Source organism: Providencia sp. PROV003, assembly GCF_045040775.1.
In the GTDB taxonomy this organism is placed as follows: domain Bacteria; phylum Pseudomonadota; class Gammaproteobacteria; order Enterobacterales; family Enterobacteriaceae; genus Providencia; species Providencia huashanensis.
In genome coordinates this window covers 1,819,260-1,837,394 of the sequence record NZ_CP096369.1, presented here as the reverse complement: position 1 = coordinate 1,837,394, position 18,135 = coordinate 1,819,260, and the positions used below count along the sequence as shown (strand labels likewise).

The 18,135-nt window shown below is 41.9% G+C and carries 13 protein-coding genes; 10 read left to right on the top strand and 3 right to left on the bottom strand.

Annotated elements, in window-relative coordinates:
- The first annotated feature begins 152 nt into the window (after positions 1–152).
- The 3 genes from M1F14_RS08420 to M1F14_RS08410 are packed head-to-tail and all read left to right on the top strand — an operon-like array spanning position 153 to position 2,715.
- Complete coding sequence (locus tag M1F14_RS08420) at positions 153–1,061, top strand: LysR family transcriptional regulator (protein WP_129467147.1); 909 nt, start codon at positions 153–155, stop codon at positions 1,059–1,061.
- A gap of 56 nt (positions 1,062–1,117) precedes the next feature.
- Complete coding sequence (locus tag M1F14_RS08415; RefSeq protein ID WP_042848911.1) at positions 1,118–2,359, top strand: D-amino acid dehydrogenase; 1,242 nt, start codon at positions 1,118–1,120, stop codon at positions 2,357–2,359.
- Positions 2,360–2,361: 2 nt separating this feature from the next.
- Positions 2,362–2,715, top strand: coding sequence for a RidA family protein (locus M1F14_RS08410; protein ID WP_042848912.1), 354 nt, complete (start codon positions 2,362–2,364; stop codon positions 2,713–2,715).
- A 118-nt stretch (positions 2,716–2,833) separates the two neighbouring features.
- On the opposite strand, the gene M1F14_RS08405 is transcribed toward M1F14_RS08410, so the two are convergent.
- Together M1F14_RS08405 and M1F14_RS08400 are read right to left on the bottom strand one after the other, a co-directional pair.
- A complete protein-coding gene (locus M1F14_RS08405) occupies positions 2,834–3,844 on the bottom strand; it encodes an XdhC family protein (protein ID WP_166687238.1) in 1,011 nt (336 codons plus the stop codon).
- A 9-nt stretch (positions 3,845–3,853) separates the two neighbouring features.
- A complete protein-coding gene (locus M1F14_RS08400) occupies positions 3,854–4,417 on the bottom strand; it encodes an NTP transferase domain-containing protein (protein ID WP_042848914.1) in 564 nt (187 codons plus the stop codon).
- A 195-nt stretch (positions 4,418–4,612) separates the two neighbouring features.
- Here M1F14_RS08400 and M1F14_RS08395 point away from each other — a divergent pair, with 195 nt between their 5' ends.
- The 6 genes from M1F14_RS08395 (at position 4,613) to M1F14_RS08370 (ending at position 14,439) form a co-directional block, all read left to right on the top strand.
- Positions 4,613–7,408, top strand: a complete 2,796-nt coding sequence (locus tag M1F14_RS08395) for a xanthine dehydrogenase family protein molybdopterin-binding subunit (protein ID WP_181468716.1) — start codon at positions 4,613–4,615, stop codon at positions 7,406–7,408.
- Entirely contained in the window at positions 7,405–7,956 is a 552-nt protein-coding gene (locus tag M1F14_RS08390; RefSeq protein ID WP_129467145.1) for a (2Fe-2S)-binding protein, read from the top strand. The genes M1F14_RS08395 and M1F14_RS08390 overlap by 4 nt, the downstream gene beginning before the upstream one ends.
- Complete coding sequence (locus tag M1F14_RS08385; protein ID WP_042848917.1) at positions 7,953–9,188, top strand: cytochrome c; 1,236 nt, start codon at positions 7,953–7,955, stop codon at positions 9,186–9,188. Before M1F14_RS08390 ends, M1F14_RS08385 begins: the two co-directional genes overlap by 4 nt.
- A 438-nt stretch (positions 9,189–9,626) precedes the next feature.
- Entirely contained in the window at positions 9,627–12,545 is a 2,919-nt protein-coding gene (locus M1F14_RS08380) for a xanthine dehydrogenase family protein molybdopterin-binding subunit (RefSeq protein WP_048608134.1), read from the top strand.
- Positions 12,542–13,108, top strand: a complete 567-nt coding sequence (locus tag M1F14_RS08375) for a (2Fe-2S)-binding protein (protein ID WP_042848919.1) — start codon at positions 12,542–12,544, stop codon at positions 13,106–13,108. Before M1F14_RS08380 ends, M1F14_RS08375 begins: the two co-directional genes overlap by 4 nt.
- 11 nt (positions 13,109–13,119) lie before the next feature.
- Positions 13,120–14,439, top strand: a complete 1,320-nt coding sequence (locus tag M1F14_RS08370) for a cytochrome c (protein ID WP_129467142.1) — start codon at positions 13,120–13,122, stop codon at positions 14,437–14,439.
- A 162-nt stretch (positions 14,440–14,601) separates the two neighbouring features.
- Here the strand turns inward: M1F14_RS08370 and umoC are convergent, their stop codons facing one another.
- Positions 14,602–15,027, bottom strand: a complete 426-nt coding sequence (gene umoC / locus M1F14_RS08365) for a lysozyme inhibitor LprI family protein (protein ID WP_048608137.1) — start codon at positions 15,025–15,027, stop codon at positions 14,602–14,604.
- Positions 15,028–15,567: 540 nt separating this feature from the next.
- On the opposite strand from umoC, the gene mutS reads away from it, so the two are divergent.
- A complete protein-coding gene (mutS, locus tag M1F14_RS08360; RefSeq protein ID WP_042848921.1) occupies positions 15,568–18,135 on the top strand; it encodes a DNA mismatch repair protein MutS in 2,568 nt (855 codons plus the stop codon).

Here is an 18,135-nt window from a genome sequence, read left to right as displayed (position 1 = left end):
ACTTTACTGGTTCCTTTGCGCTAAGAAAAACTTGATTAGCGAAAAATAGAGTAATCGCTCACATTCATCGTAACAACGTGATGACTTATCCGGATTAATTTAAATGATTTCGCTAACATAGTGATATAGCGAAAAATAGTAGGTTTTATACAATGAAATTAAGGCATCTTGATATTTTTTATGCAGTCATGACCTGTGGGTCTTTAACTCGTGCAGCAGAAGTTTTACATATTTCACAACCAGCAGCCAGTAAAGCCTTAAAACATGCAGAGCAACAACTTGGGCTAGTGTTATTTCAGCGGATAAGAGGGAAATTGCTCCCTACTGATGAAGCCAATTTGCTGTTTGAAGAAGCCAAAGAAGTTTATCACAACTTAGAAAAGCTAAGAATTTTAGCACAAAACTTATCACGTAACCCTCAAGGTAAACTTGCTGTAGGGTGTCTCCCCAGCTTGGGGTTAAACCTCGTTCCCGAAGTAACGGCTCTGTTTATAAAAAAACATCCCAATATTAAACTGACCATAGGAACACATCACACAACAGATATTATGCAGTTATTAACTCAGCAAGACTTAGATATTGGCATAGGCTTCAACCTAAGTATTGAAGGTGGGATCACAATGCTGCCGATTGCTAATATTCCGTTGGTCTATGTAGACAGTAAACCACCATCACACTCACCTGTTTCTCTTATCGATATTGATCAACAGCGTTGGATACACCCTGGCTCAGATTCATTGGCTCAATTATTACAAGAACGCCATGAGTTTTTAGAGTCAAACATTAGCGTTCATACTTATCATATGGCAGCTGAATTCGTCCAAGCTGGGTTGGGGTGTAGCATCACCGATATTTTCTCAGCTGAGCATACCTTACCCGAATCAATGATTTACCCTCTCAAAGAAGATTTACAGCTCGCAGTCTCCGTCTTTCATCGCGCGGATAGACCATTAACGAAAGCGGCACAAAATTACGTCAATACATTGGCGTTAACTTTGGAAAAAAGGAATAAAACAGTTAACCAAAAGTTATACTCTGGTAATGAAAACTCAATTGTTTAGTTAACCTATTCACCGTTAAATAATAACTCCTTAGTGATTATTGGTTATAGAATATTATGGCTAAACATGTGGTGATTATCGGTGCCGGTGTGATTGGACTAAGTACCGCATATGCATTAATTAAAGCGGGGCAAACTGTCACGTTAATTGAGTCTGAAACAGATGTTGGAATGCACACCAGTTTTGCAAATGGTGGTCAGCTTAGTTATCGCTATGTGTCCCCACTCGCCGATGCTGGTGTGCCTTTACAAGGTTTGCGTTGGATGGGGAAAAACGACTCGCCTTTAAATTTAAAGATAACCCCGTCTGTGCACCAATGGTCTTGGTTAGCACAATTCACATTAGCTTGTAACCGAAAAACCAATAGAATCAATGGAGACCATCTTTTACGCTTATCATTATTAAGCCAAAATATGATGAATTTATGGCGTCAAAAAGGTGATTTAGGCGATTTTGCGTGGGAAAAATCAGGCAAACTGATTATCCACCGTGATTCGAAAAGCTTTCTAAAAGCCAGCGAAACCGCCGATAAACAATTCCAAAAAACATTAACACCCGCTGAAATCATCGAACTGGAACCCTCTTTAAAACATATACAGTCCCAATTAGTCGGTGCCATCTATGCCCCTGATGATGAAAGTGCTGATTGTTATTTGTTCTGTAAAAATCTCTTGCAATATTTGCAAACTCAACCGCAATTTAATCTTTGTTTACAGCAATCAGTCCAATATTTCATTAAACAAGATAACCGTATTACAGGCGTAGCGACACACCAGGGAATAATTCAAGCCGATGATTTTATTGTTTGTGCAGGTAACGGCAGTCGTGAATTATTGAAGTCGCTCAAAATTAATGTGCCAATATTAGGTCTTAAAGGGTATAGCTTAAGTGTGAAATATCCACAAACAGAAAATACAGTACCTAAAATTAACGTGACTGATTACGGAAATAAGATTGTCTATGCCAAACTTAATGACCAACTCCGTATTGCTGCCATGGTCGATATTGGATATGACACGGCTGGCTTACGCGAAAATAGAATAAAAGCGCTCAAAAAAATCATAAAAAAAACCTTTCCTGAGCTACCACAAGTTGATAGCGCCGAAAGTTGGTTTGGTTTACGTCCATCAACACCTAAAGGCCCCCCAATTTTAGGAAAAACTGCATACCACAATTTGTGGCTAAATATTGGTCACGGCAGTTTAGGTTTCACACTCGCTGCTGGTAGTGCAGAAATATTAACTAAACTTATTACAGAACAAAAATCACCTATTTCTTTAACTGGATTCACGAGGTAACTATGCCCATTAAACGTAATAACCCAAAACCACGCTTAGCTGATAGTGTTGAACATGCAGGCATTGTTTATTTATCAGGGCAGGTACCGAATGATTTAACTGGCGATATTACGCAACAAACTGAAGAAGTTTTTGCGAAAATAGATGCTTTATTAGCAGCAAGCAACAGTGATAAAACCCGTATTTTATCTGCTCAAGTTTGGATTAAAAATATGGCGAGAGACTTTTCCGCCTTTAATGCAGCATGGGAAAATTGGATGCCTGTAGAAAATAGCCCTGCGCGTGCAGCGGTTGAAGCTAATATGGCTCGTGACCAAGTACTTGTTGAGATTATGGTTATTGCTTCCCAGTCCTAATATACTTTAACTGTATACCTCGCTATCAATAAAAACAGTGAGGCCTAAAATTAAAGGCTCACTGTTTTTTCATCCAAGCCATGGTTAGGAAACTTTAGTTTTCAATATCACATGCTATTTAAGCTGTCGTCATCAACTTTTTCTTATCACATACCTGATTAGACAAATTCACCCCATTTTTATAAGCAACAATATCCGCCATAATAGCTAATGCTATCTCAGGGGGGGTTTTGCTCCCAATAGGAATACCAATAGGTGCATGAATACGCTTAATTTCATCGACTGACATACCGCCCGTCTCAACTAAACGCTCTCTTCGACGAGCGCTTGTTCTTACAGAGCCCATTGCACCAATATAGAATGCATCTGTATTTACCGCTTCCATTAATGTCAAATCATCGATCCGCGGGTCATGAGTTAATGAAACTATTGCACTATTAGGAGAACACCCCTTTTCTTCTAAATAACGGGCAGGAAATACAGGTATAGTTTCTATCTGAGAGGGAATTTGCTGCGAAAAACGTGATAACTCATCATTTCTATGATCACAAATAATCACTTCAAAGCCTAAAGTGAGTGCAAAATTAGCACAATAAGCGCCAACTGTTGAAATGCCAGCAATAATCAGTTTTGGGGGAGCTGCAATGTATAATTGAATATCGTGACCATCTCGTTCTATCTGTGTTGAAAACTCAATATCCTTTACCGTATTAATCACTCCGGGCTGCGGCAATGTCACTTTTTTGATAATTGCAGAATAACCCAATAATGCATTTTGAATTTCGATTAGATAATTAAGTGATTTTTCATTATTTGGTAAATATTCTATTAAAACATCTAAACTCCCCTCACAGGGTAAATTTACTTTGGCTTCGATGCCACCTCGCCCATAACGTACGACTTGGCTGCTATCCGTATATTCAGTCTGTTTAATTCGTTGAATAAAGTCTTCCTCAATACAACCTCCAGAAAGCGAGCCTGAATACTGACCATCACTTCTTGCAACCAAAAGAGAACCAGGGCTTCTAGGTGAAGAGCCATAAGTATTCAATACGGTACATAGCCAGATAGGCCCTTCTTTTATCCAAACAACCGCTTGAGAGATAACAGAAACATCTTCACGCAACATATTTGCTCCCTATTTGTTATCAAAACTTGGATAGTCAATGTCCTTAATAACATTTTTATCATTTATATCCATTTCATAAACAACATTATGGTGTAATAGCGATTTTGCACCTTCATCCCCCGTCAATCTAATTAAATCTAAATAGTATTTAGCAGATATCCCCACAGGATGACCAGGGCACCCCTGATATATAGGTCTTACTAATGAATGATATTTTAATTCATTAGCTACACATACAAATAACTCACTATTTATATATGGCATATCCGCCAAATGAATCAACCACCCATCTAAGTGCCATGTTTCTTTAACACCTAATGCGATAGAATCACCCAGCCCATCACTATTTAACAATGAAAATGAAATGTTAAACTGTAAGCAATTATTAATAACATCAACATTATTTGGGCGAGTAACCACATGAATCGGAAGCCCACTACCCATTGAATTATATAAAGTTTTCTCAAAAACTGTTTGCTTATCAAGCACGAGATTTAATTTACTTCCTTTACCTCCAGCCTTTTGAAAACGTTCACTTTTTCCTGCTGCTAATATTAAAATGCCAATATTCATAGGTTACGTTATGTGTATATATATTTATTGCGTATCTCATAGATAAGGTATATTCAATAAGATAACAAGCTTTAGTTTTCATTAATTTGCTAATTATTAGTAGTTGAACAATAGTTAAATGGATATAGAATAAATATCAATGCAATTATAAAAATAAAAACACTGATACAGTAAAAATAAGTGTAAGGGTGTATTATGAGCAAAAGCAATGTCGAACTCTCCCGCAGACACTTTCTAAAATGTGCCGTTATTGCTGGGATATCTGTTTATTTAGCGCCTTTGTATAGCCGTGCCTTTGACGTGCTATTCGAGGAAAAAATCCTTCAATCTCCAGATTGGAATCCCATAGATAAGCAAATAAAATTTCGAATTGATGGTTTTTCCAAAGTTCAAGGAGAAAAAGTATTTGCTCGAGATATACGCGCTCGCGATATCCCTCACTGGCCCAAAAAACAGGGTCATGCATTTCTACTTCGAGTTACTCAAGCCGATAAAATCTATCAAGGTTTTGACCTCAGTCGTCTTAAAGATGGGTTAATGCCTGATCGCCTTGTGACGGCAGCAGATTTAGAAAAAGATGGTGTCGCCTTCCCTGACTTTTATGGTGATGACATGTTGTTACCTACAGGGAAAACCCCCGCATATCTAGGTCAAGCGGTCGCTTTATTGATTTATCATGACTTCGCTAGATTTAACTTCGCGAAAGAAACGCTAAAATTCCGTGATGATATCATTCAATATGGCGCTTATACTGGCCCTCTCGAACGCAATCCTTGGGGAACTTACCGCGGTGTAAGAATTGGCGGAGAAACGCCTTATTCACCAGATGTATACTCTAGTCTAAAAGACATGCCAATTTCCCCTATCGGGATGAAAAAACATCTACCAGTTTGGCCCGAAGGGCGTGAAGGCGGAAAACTGGACGAAGAAGGCATGTTTTATGCTGATGAACTCGCCAAGCAGTTAGAAAACCCACCTGAAGATTGGCTAATTATTAAACGTAACTATTTCTCACAATCTATTGATACTGCAGCACTTGAGCCAGATAATGCTAATGGTTGGTATGATGCAAAAAACCAATCATTCCATTTAGTTATTCCAACTCAATCTCCTCAAGAAGTCGCAGCTTCGCTACCTGAGATGTTGGCAAAATCAAAATTTCCGATTAAACAAATTTTCTTACATCCTTGTTTTACCGTGGGTTATGGTTCCAAAGACCATGCACCATTTCCATACTATGGTGCTATGGCAACACTCTATGGTGATGGTGTACCAATTCGGTTAGCCAATGACCGCTATGAGCAATTTCAATCCAGTATTAAACGCCATGCTTTTGATATGGATTACACGTTAGCCGTTAATAAAAAAACCCACAAAATCGAAGCGTTTTCTGCATCATTCATTGGCGATGGTGGCGGGCGCTGTAACTTTACCCCTTCGGTTGTTATGGTCGGGGCAACTGGCGCCCAAGCAATCTACTACGTCCCTCGTAGTGATCTCTCAGCAGTCGGGATTGCGTCAAGGGCTGTAGATGCTGGCTCAGCTCGTGGCTATGGGACTTTGCAAGCAATGGCTGCCACCGATATGTTGATGGAAGAAGCCGCAAAATTACTGAATGCAGACCCTATAGAGTTTCGAATGAAAAACCTGATTAAATCAGGTATGAAAAATACCCAAGGCGCTATCCCTGGCGGCGCAATTCGTGCCGATGAAGTGCTATCCCGTTGCGCTGAGCACCCCATGTGGCTAGAAAGAGCCAAACGTAAAGCCGACTTTGAAGCAAAAAATAGTGGAAAACTATTTGGCACAGGTATTTCATGCGTACAAAAAGACTTTGGTACAGGAGCTGAATCTTCATTTGCCCGCGTCGAGCTAACTCCTGAAGGTAAAATTGCTATCTATCACAGTGGAGCGGAAATTGGCACAGGTATGTCAACCTCTCAGTCGGTGGTTTGCGCTAAATGGCTAGGTAAACCTGCAGAAGAAGCTCATTTTTCTGTCGTTGATTGGTCTGTATTACCGATGGTTTCGAGTGGTAATCCATTCGCTATGTCACAAGAAGAACAGGAACGCTTAGCACAGAACCCTCTTTGGACACCTAATTATTGTTCACCAGCAAGTGCGAGTAATTCCGCTTATTACTTCACTCAAAGTACGAATGAAGCCGCTCGATTAATATTCGAATATGGTTTATGGCCTGCTGCGATGTCTATTTGGCAAGAAGGTATTGGTAATGGACAAGCCGCTCCTCTCGTTGTTCGACGTGAAGATGCGCGTTGGGTTGAAAATGGCTTAACCGCTAATGGATTAGAAGTACTGAGTTTATCTCGCTTAGTTGAACGAACTTTCCAAATGGGTGGGGTTACAGGCGCCGTTTGCCACGTATTTAACCGCTGGCAATGGGCTGAAGCTGACTTCAAAATTAATGGTGAGACACGTCGTTTATACATTGATGGTCTTTCTTTACGCTTTGCAGATCAAGATTACCAAGTTTGGCATCGTGAAAAAGCCTATTATCCTGACACACAACGTAATAATGCAGGTGTCACCTACTACAGTGCTGTTGCTACACTTTCTGAGCTCTCAATTGATAAGGCAACGGGGCATGTTGAACTTCTAGATCATCATACTGTTGTTGAATGTGGCAACCTTATTGTACCTCAGCTTGTCTCAGGGCAGATCCAAGGTGGACTCGCGATGGGGATAGGCCACGCATTACACGAATATTTACCTCTCTATGAAGATGGACCGGGTAACGGAACATGGAATTTCAACCGTTATCATATGCCGTTAGCCAGTGATGTTGCCGTCTGGAAGCAGACAAATGAAATCCTACCGGGGCTTTCAGAAACAGATCCCCCTAAAGGTGTCGCAGAGGTCGTAATGATCCCTGTCGTTTCATCCATCGTTAACGCCATTGCTGACGCAACAGGACATCACTTCCTGCGCCTGCCAGTTCGCCCTGAAGACATCATAGAGGTAATATCATGAGCATAAATTTCCTTCCTCTCACCCTAACTATCAATGGCCAATCCTATGGACCGATAGATGTCCCTGCTGGCCTAATGATGATTGATTTCTTACATGAATACCTAGACCTAACGGGCTCAAGGCTCGGCTGTGGGCAAGGTATTTGTCACGCTTGTGTCGTGATATTAGACAACCCATCCGGTACAAGTGAAGAAATACGAACCTGCATCACAGGGGCTCATTTTTTTAATAATAAAAGTATTCGCACAATTGAAGGCGCTGCAACTAAAGAAGAAAACGGCGACATTACTTTATCCCCAGTGCAACAAGCTTTTGTTGAACACTTTAGTTTTCAATGCGGTTATTGCACCCCCGGCTTTGTTAATGCTGCAACTATTTTTATTGAGCAACTGCAGAAAAACCCAATTGCCGAAGAAGATTTAGAAGAAGCGATTAAACAAGCCCTTAATAATCATATCTGCCGCTGTACCGGTTATGTGCGTTATTACGAAGCCGTACGCGATGTGGTCCTCAGTACTCCAGGGTTACTCAAGGAGGCCATAAAATGATTAAACGCATTCTATTATGGCTTATAGCCATCATTGTTATCGTTTGGGCTGTGCTGTATTGGTACGAAAGCCGTACATTAGATGGCCCAGTGCAAAAAGTTACCGCGACAGCACAAGAAATCGAACGAGGCCATTACCTTACCCTTGCGAGTGACTGCGCTGCATGCCATACAAGTGCCAATGGCGCACCACTGGCAGGCGGTTTCCCTCTGGATACGCCATTCGGGACAATTTACAGCAGTAACTTAACGCCATCCGCTGATTTCGGTATTGGTCGTTGGACAAAAGACGAGTTCTATACCGCTTTGACTCAGGGTATTTCTCCCCCTAGCAAGCACCTTTATCCGGCCATGCCTTATACCTCTTATAAAGGAATAACGCGTGAAGATTCTGATGCTATTTACAGCTACCTCATGAGCCAACCTGCTGTCGATGTCGCTCCTCCTGAGAACGAACTGCCCTTTCCACTAAACCAACGTATGGCAATGATTGGCTGGAATTTATTGTTTTTTAACGATAAGCCCCTACCAAATAGTTCACAAGGTAGCTCTCCTGAATGGTTGCGAGGAAAGTATTTAGTCAATGTGTTAGAGCACTGCGCTGAATGTCATACTCCAAGAGGAAAACTTGGTGAAATGGATTTAGATAACTTTATGAAAGGTGGGTCTTTAGGCCGTTTTATGGCGCCAGATATTACACCTGAAGCTCTCGCAGCTCGCGGTTGGACAACAAAGGACTTGCAACAATTTTTTATGACCGGTATCGCTCCGCAAGGGTCTGCTTTCAGTGATATGCACCCGGTGATTTATCTTAGCTCACAACATCTCACACCTGAAGATAACAAAGCCATTGCGACCTATTTAATGGGCGACAACCCCCCCGCAACTTCACCATTAAATATAGGTGAGGGTTCTCCACAGGGCCACCAAATTTACTTGGAAACTTGCTCTGGCTGCCATTCATACGATGGAGAAGGAAAACCTAATGTCGCTGTTGCGCTAAAAGGTAATTCAACGCTTCGTGATGTAGATAGTACTAATTTAATTAATACCATTTTGGATGGTTTACCTGAACAACCATTCCCAAATAACCAAAACATGCAAAGTATGCCTGGATTTGCAGGCCAACTTACAGATGAGCAAATCAGTGATTTGGTAAATTTCCTTCGGGTCCAATGGGGGGGACAACCCGCAGATGTCACCCCAGATAAAATTAAAGCATTACGTCAGTAACAACTAAAAAGCAGCTATCGAGCTTGTAGCAATATTAACAAGCTCGATAGTTCGCCACCAAATCAGCGCATAACAACTGATTCTATATCATTAAATACATGTTGATTTTATGTATTTATTAATAATATTTCATTTGATTTAATTAAATCATACCCTGATAAAACTCAGTGACTTTATTCAATACTGTCATATTAAGATGACTCTAACAATATTATTCACTTTCTTGAATAAATCCCTTTACTCATTCTTGATATACCTCTATAGATAACCTTACTATTTACATAATTTCTTATCTAACTTACTGAGCAATCTGATATTAATCATCAATTTTAGAATAGATATCATCGAAACAAAATAATATTACTATTAACAATTAAGATGAATTATTTATCTCCATCACTAATAAAATCTCCTAAGAATATAATCAGGGAGCACTAAATGTCGGGACAAATTTCTAGACGCAATTTTATCAAACTCGGAACCATTGCAGGTATTGCTGTTATGGTCGGTAAATTACCTTTTGCTAGTGCAATGGAGCTTGATTCAGATTCTCCCCCAACAGATTGGATCGGTCAAAATGGTAAAGCTCGTTTTCGTTGGGACGGTGTGGAGAAGGTAACAGGACGCAAAAACTTTGCACGCGATTACCGAGCAAAAGATATTCCTGGCTGGCCTAAAAAACAAAGTTATGCCTTTATGTTAAAAGCAACAGAAGCGAATAAAACCTTTGAAGGCATCGACATTTCAATGCTAGGGCCAAATCTACAACCCGATAAAATTGTTTTGCAAGAAGACCTTATACGAGATGGTTTAAATATTCCTCAAGATACTAGTATGGGAAAAGGGTTCTATGGCACCAATATTTTAGTCCCTCTTGGTGAGACGCCCCCTATTATCGGCCACCCTGTTGCCATCTTAATTTATCAGGATTTTGATCATTTTAGTGCTGCACAACGAATGCTACGGTTTGCAACGAACACGGTAAAATACGGTGCCGTCACCGGCCCCAAACCGCCAGCTAACTATGGAGCAGCCCGTTACGTTCGCATTGGGGGTGAAACACCACTTTCCCCTTCCATTTTTTCTCCTTACCAAGATTCAGGAATTAAAGGCGGTTTTGATGGTAATACCCCCATTTGGCCCCCTTATGACCCTAAACATGCACTAACCATTCCACCTGTCATTCGAAAAGATCGCGGGGGTGGTTTTATTCAAGCCTTACACCAAGCAGAAAAACACCCCGATAAACAAGAAAAAGCCATGGATTACGCACGGCAAATTGAGCAAGAGGTCGAAGCTGCAAAACAGGACCCCAATAAATTTGTCATTGAACGCCACGGTTTTTCTCAGTCTATCGACCCCTGTGCTATGGAGCCAGATAACTGTAACACTTGGTATGATGCACAAACCAAAACACTGCATATTTTAACCGCGACACAATCACCTGCTGGTGTAGTAAATGCAGCAGCAGAGTTATCTAAAAACAATAAACACTTTTCAGTCGAGAATATTGTGCTATTAACTGGCTCTACGGTAGGTTATGGCTCAAAAGACTATTCGGTTTTCCCGTTCTATTCTATGGTGGCAAGTTTCTATGCCGATGGGCTACCAGTACGTATGGCAAACGACCGCTATGAACAATTTCAAATGGGGATGAAACGCCATTCCATTGAAATGGATGTCACCATTGTGGGTGATAAAAAAACGGGTAAATTTGATGTATTAAAAGGTACTTATAACTGTAATGGCGGAGGTCGTGAAAACCTTTCCGTTGCCGTATCTCACGTTGCTGTCCGTGGAGCCCAATCGATTTATTATTTCCCTAAATCGGACTTAACAGCCTTAGCAATGGCGACCCCTGCAGTTGAAGCCGGCTCTATGCGTGGTTTTGGGTCATTACAATCTATGGCGGTCACCGAGTTAATGGTCGATGAAATCGCCCATGATCTTAACATTGACCCTATCGAGTTACGCCGCCGTAACGCTATTTTAGAAGGTTATCCAAATACTCAAGGTGGTGTTATTGCAGGCGATCCTCGCAATGTAGAAATGTTAAACCTAGCAGAAAACCACCCAATTTGGGTCGAACGTAATAAAAATAAAGCAGAATATGAAGCAAAAAACCCGGGGAAACTCTACGGTGTTGGTTTTGCTCAAGTACAACAAGTTTACGGCTCAAGTGGCGTTCCTACTATCCTCTCCCTAGAATTTGACGCCAATGGCAAACTCACCATGCGCCATTGTATGCAAGAAATTGGTACTGGCGGCACAACCGCACAACAAGTGATGGTATGGCAGGCGCTGAGTAAAGCCCCTGATGTTGTCGAGTTTGGCGTCACTGAATTTGAGGAGTTACCCCTTAAAACCAGTTGGGCAGACCAGAAAAAACAAGATGAGTTATCTAAAACTGATCCTTATTGGACGCCCGCTCTTATCCCTGATATGAGCTCATCTAGTGGCGTTTACTACATTGGTTTCGGTACTCGCCAAGCCGGGCATTTTCTATTGGAAAACACACTCTGGCCTGCCGCAAAAAGTATTTGGAGTGAAGGTCCTGGTGGTGGAGCTTTCAATGGCTTAAATGTCGAATTCGCAGATATCCGAGTAGGGCCTGAAGGTATTGGCGGCGGAGGCATGAAACCAATTCCCTTCGACAAACTTGCAAAAAGAGCCCATGAAATGGGGTTAATTACAGGCGTCGCCGTACATGGATACTCAAGCTGGCAATGGGCTCGTGCAGAATTTGATATTCCTACTGTTGGCTTAAAAAACCTCCCTCTTGATGCGATATCTGTACGTTATGGTGATGGTGCATCACAAAAATTGAAAAAACAAATGACAACAGGCGGTTATCATTTCATTAAACGTAATATTGCCTACTACCCGCCGACACAGCGCGCAAAAGCCGACCCGACTACAGTGACGCCCGCATCCTGTTTAGTTGAGCTCAATGTCAATACCATGACTGGCGAAGTCGAGATCATGCGTCACCATATGATTATGGACCCCGGCACTATGATTGTACCTGAATTAGTATCTGGGCAAATCCAAGGTGGCACCGCAATGGGGATTGGTCACGCATTAATGGAAGAGCTCCCGTTATATGAAGATGGCCCCGGTAATGGAACATGGAATTTTAACCGCTATGTTCTGCCTCGAGCTAAAGATGTCGCCGTATGGCAGCAAACCATTGATTACTTACCGCCCCTTTCTGAGACCTCACCACCAAAAGGTATGGCTGAACTTGGAATGATCCCCATCTTACCAGCGACTAGTAATGCATTAACCCACGCTACAGGCAAGCGTTTCTACGAATTCCCGATTACGGTTGATAAAATTAAAAAGGCCCTCTCATGAATATCAAAAATGCCGTTCCGATTATTGAGCGCAAGCCATTAACACTGACCATTAACGGCAAAAAAATTGGTCCTATTGATGTCCCTGTTGGTATGCCAATGATTGAATTTTTACATGAATATTTAGACCTCACTGGTACTCACTTCGGCTGTGGGCAAGGGATCTGCCACGCTTGCACCATCATGGAAATTCAACCCGATGGCTCAACGATTGAAAGCCGCACCTGCATCTTTGGTGCTCATTACTTTAATCATAAAAATATTGTCACCATCGAGGGGCAAGCTAAACTTGATGAACAAGGCAACGTCATTGAATTAACACCAATCCAGCAAGCCTTTATCGAAAACTTCTCTTTCCAATGTGGGTATTGTGCCCCTGGTTTTGTCACTGGCGCGACGGTATTTCTTGATAAGCTCAAGAAACACCCAATTAAACGCGCAGAGCTAGAACATGCAATAGAAGAAGCTCTCAACGAACATATTTGCCGTTGTACCGGCTATGTACGTTATTATGAAGCGGTGAGAAAAGTTGCTCTCGACACCCCCGGCTGTGTAATAGACTAAGGGGAAAGACAATGACTAAATCTAGCTCCATACGTAAAACGTTCTATATCATCATCGTAATATTCATAGCGCTTATTCTTGCTATCCTATTCGGTGCATTTCGAACCTCAAGTATCGCAACTAATATCGATAAACCACTGACCTCAGAAGAAATCGCAAAATTACTGCCTAGAGGCCAAGAATTGGCAACAGCAGGAGACTGTTTTGGTTGTCATTCTTTGCCTGAGGGGCCGCTAGCGGCAGGAGGACGAGCCATTGAAACGCCATTTGGGACCATTTATTCCACCAATATCACCCCCGACAAACAATTCGGCATCGGTAACTATACGCGTGCCGATTTCCATCGAGCATTAAAAGACGGTATTGGCAAAGAAAGAGGGAACCTCTATCCTGCGATGCCTTTTGTCTTTACACATATGACAACATCAGAAGATATTGATGCCTTATATGCTTATGTGATGTCACTTCCTCCCATGGCGGTGCCAAACAAAGAAAATACAGGGGTTTTTGTCCTCCCAGTTCGTCCGTTTATGAACTTTTGGACACTACTGAACTTCCCGAAACGAAATGCACCACATGACCCGCAACGTTCTGCCGAATGGAACCGCGGCGCTTATCTTGTCGAAGGGTTAGCTCACTGTGGCGCCTGTCATTCACCACGTAACCTTATGATGGGCGTAGAGTTTTCACGTTCACTTCAAGGTGGAGAGGAAGCAGGTTTGGCAATTCCTAATATTACTGCCGCAGCACTGTCTAAGCATGGTTATGATACTGCCTCACTAAGCCAATTTTTACTCACAGGTAACGCACCACAAGGCTCTGCTTTTGCAGATATGAGCACTGTCACACACTTTTCCACTAGTCAGATGAAAAAAAGTGATGTCGATGATATGGCTATTTATTTAATGACCGATAAACAAGGAAAAGTACTTGGCAAAAAAGAGCCGCCAGCTCCACTTCCCGAAGCTAATAGCCAACAAATGGCTGATACCGCAGGGACTATGGAGCAAGGGCATCTGATGTATATGTCGACCTGCGCAGGCTGTCACGGCATCACAGGGGAAGGCGTTCCTAATGGCATTCCAGCCTTAAAAGGTAACGCTATTTTAGCAATGGATAGCCCCGAGACTTTTATAAGTGTGGTATTAACCGGTATCCCGACAACAACGTTCCCTAATGGCCAACGTATGTACGCCATGCCAAGTTTTGCAGATGATTTAACATCACAAGAGATAGCCGATTTAATTTCATGGGCGCGAGCCGAATGGGGAGGACAAAGTACCCCTGTTACCGTTGAGCAAGTTGAAAAGCTGAAAAAGGCAGCGCAATAACCAACAAAGCCCCTTAATACGAACTTAAGGGGCTCAAATTGCCAGTCATAAGGGTGAATTCCCATATTGGATACATTTCTTATCTTGTTTATCGCAACCATGACGAAAGCAATTTACTGCCATATGCATAAAAAACTTAAGGCACCCCGATAAGAACAACCTTTATGGGTTAAGCGCTTCAATTCGTGAGTAAGTTAGCTGCACTTTACACGCTAGCATTACATCCCCCATTCCGGTTCCACCGAGTAATGCATCTGCCTGACGTTGGCACTCACTAACTCTAAATGCAAGGAAATCATCCTGCGATTTTTTTAATGATGTAATCGCCTGTGTCGTCGCAGATGAATTCAACTGTTTTAGATGTGTTTCATTGTCGGTAAGTGCTTGCTTCATTAGCTCATCGGCTTTATCTAATTTACTTTGCAAACAAGCTTGAACCGCAGTTCGTGGAGCATCTGCAATTTGCTCATAGCATTCTTTGAGAGGGCCCTCTGTGACTTTAGTATCTGGGGTAGCATCAGCATAAGAGAATGCCGGTATAGCAATTGCCGTAGCGATAATTAGCGCTTTTGATGTGCTAAATTTCATGAAAACCTCTCAATTCGTATATGAATTAACTTTTTAACCCATTCTAATATTAAGGTCTACACAAGTACCTGATTTATGGATTAGTCTTAGTTATTTTTGTGAACCTATATTTAAGCGATTCTTCGTAATAAATCCATTCTGGATAAAGGTCAGCGCCCATCCATAACCAGTTGATTAACATTAATAAAAAAATATTAACTGAGATTTATCGTCTACAAATAACCATATACATTAAATTAATTTAGCTAGCAAAGCTAACTCCTTCCTCTAATATAATTCTAAACTAAATTGTTCTTGAATATAAAACAATCATAAGATATTCACCGGATCAACATCCCGAGAGAATACACACATTTCAGAGCTTTTATTTCCCTATACTGTTGCCCCTGCTCATAACCACGTCATACTATAGCGAATTATGCGACATGTACTTTTATCTACACTCATTTATTACGATCTGTGGTATTTTATTACCTGAATACAATCTTCGAATAAACTCACAGAATTTAGTTAACTCAATACGTTAGAACAGACAATATTATGACTGATAAGCAAAGTTTCGAATCCCACACCCCCATGATGCAGCAGTATTTAAAACTAAAAGCACAACATTCAGACATACTGCTGTTTTATCGTATGGGTGATTTTTACGAACTCTTCTTCGATGATGCAAAAAAAGCCTCTCAATTATTGGACATCTCGCTCACTAAACGCGGGCAATCTGCGGGGCAACCTATACCAATGGCTGGGGTTCCTCACCATGCCGCCGAAGGCTACTTAGCCAAATTGGTGCAAATGGGTGAGTCTGTCGCAATTTGCGAACAAATTGGCGACCCAGCAACAAGCAAAGGGCCGGTAGAGCGCCAAGTCGTACGCATTGTCACCCCCGGCACCATTACTGATGAAGCTCTTTTAAATGAGCGGCAAGACAACTTACTGGCCGCGGTTTGGCAAGACCCACAAGGTTTTGGTTATGCCACTTTAGATATTACCTCTGGGCGTTTTATTATTAGCGAAATTGCCGACGAAGAAGCACTGCAAGCTGAACTTCAGCGCACTCGCCCTGCTGAGTTACTGTACCCAGAAGACTTCGCTAGCATGTCACTTATTGAACATAATAAAGGGTTACGTCGTCGCCCATTATGGGAATATGAACTCGATACGGCAAAACAGCAGCTTGGCTTACAGTTTGGTACCAAAGACTTAGTCGGGTTTGGCGTCGAAAATGCCCACAAAGCCCTTCGTGCAGCAGGCTGTTTACTGCAATATGTGAAAGATACACAACGTACTTCGTTACCCCACATTCGCAGTATTGTGATGGAAAAACAAAATGATAATGTCATTTTGGATGCAGCAACTCGTCGAAATTTAGAGATCACACAAAACCTAGCCGGCGGTACAGAAAATACCCTTGCCGCAATTTTAGATATGTGTGTCACCCCAATGGGTAGCCGCATGTTAAAACGCTGGCTGCATACACCTTTAAGAAACATTCAAGTCTTGAATAACCGCCAGCAAGCTATTGGGGCTCTACAGGAATGTGGTTTTGAACTGCAACCTTTTTTACGTCAAATTGGGGATTTAGAACGTGTATTGGCCCGTCTTGCGTTACGTTCTGCACGGCCTCGTGACTTAACGCGCATGCGCCATGCTTTCCAACAATACCAAGATATTCATCAAATCTTGGGGCAATCCAATAGCGCCTACTTGCAAGATTTACAACAACGGATTGGCCAATTTGACGAACTACAAGCGTTACTTGAAAGAGCCATTATCGATGCTCCGCCAGTCTTAGTTCGTGATGGCGGCGTCATCGCCCCAGGGTATAACAGTGAACTCGATGAATGGCGTGCACTCGCAGATGGTGCTACAGATTACCTAGATAAACTGGAAATTCGCGAAAGGGAAAAACTGGGGATAGACACACTTAAAGTTGGTTATAACGCGGTGCACGGGTACTATATCCAAGTCAGCCGAGGTCAAAGCCACCTAACTCCAATCCACTATGTTCGTCGTCAAACCCTAAAAAATGCAGAACGCTATATTATTCCTGAATTAAAAGAATATGAAGATAAAGTACTGACATCAAAAGGGAAAGCGTTAGCAATTGAAAAAGCATTATATGATGAGCTATTTGATATGTTACTTCCTCATCTTGCTGAATTACAAACCAGTGCAGAAGCACTAGCTGAGCTAGACGTATTAGCAAACCTTGCTGAACGCGCAGATACTTTAGGCTATGCTTGCCCACAACTCACTGAAAAAGCAGGTATTCAGATTACTGAAGGCCGCCACCCAGTTGTTGAGCAAGTACTGAGTGAACCCTTTATATCTAACCCTCTATCACTGTCACCGCAGCGTCGCCTACTGATCATCACAGGGCCAAATATGGGTGGTAAAAGTACTTATATGCGCCAAACTGCATTGATCACATTGCTAGCCTATATCGGTAGCTTTGTGCCTGCGAGTAAAGCGGTTATTGGTCCAATTGACCGGATCTTTACCCGTGTTGGGGCTTCCGATGACCTTGCTTCTGGCCGCTCAACCTTCATGGTTGAAATGACTGAAACAGCGAATATTCTCCATAATGCAACTGAACATAGTTTAGTATTAATGGATGAAATAGGACGAGGGACTTCCACCTATGATGGGCTTTCACTCGCTTGGGCTTGTGCTGAAAACTTAGTGAATAAAATCAAAGCAATGACATTATTTGCTACCCACTATTTTGAGTTAACTACACTGCCAGAAAAGCTCGAAGGTGCTGTCAACATCCACCTTGATGCCATTGAACACGGTGATACTATTGCCTTTATGCATAATGTCCAAGATGGTGCCGCCAGTAAAAGTTATGGCCTAGCAGTAGCCTCTCTTGCTGGTGTTCCTAAGGATGTCATCAAGCGAGCTAAACAGAAATTGAAAGAACTTGAGGTTATCTCCAATAATGCCAATACCAGCCATGTTGATAGTGCGCAACTTAGCTTCTTAACCACAGAAGAAGCCGAGCCCTCACCCGCACTAGCGGCATTAGACAGTATTGACCCGGATAAACTCACACCTCGCCAAGCCCTTGATTGGATTTATCGTTTAAAGGACATGAATATATAA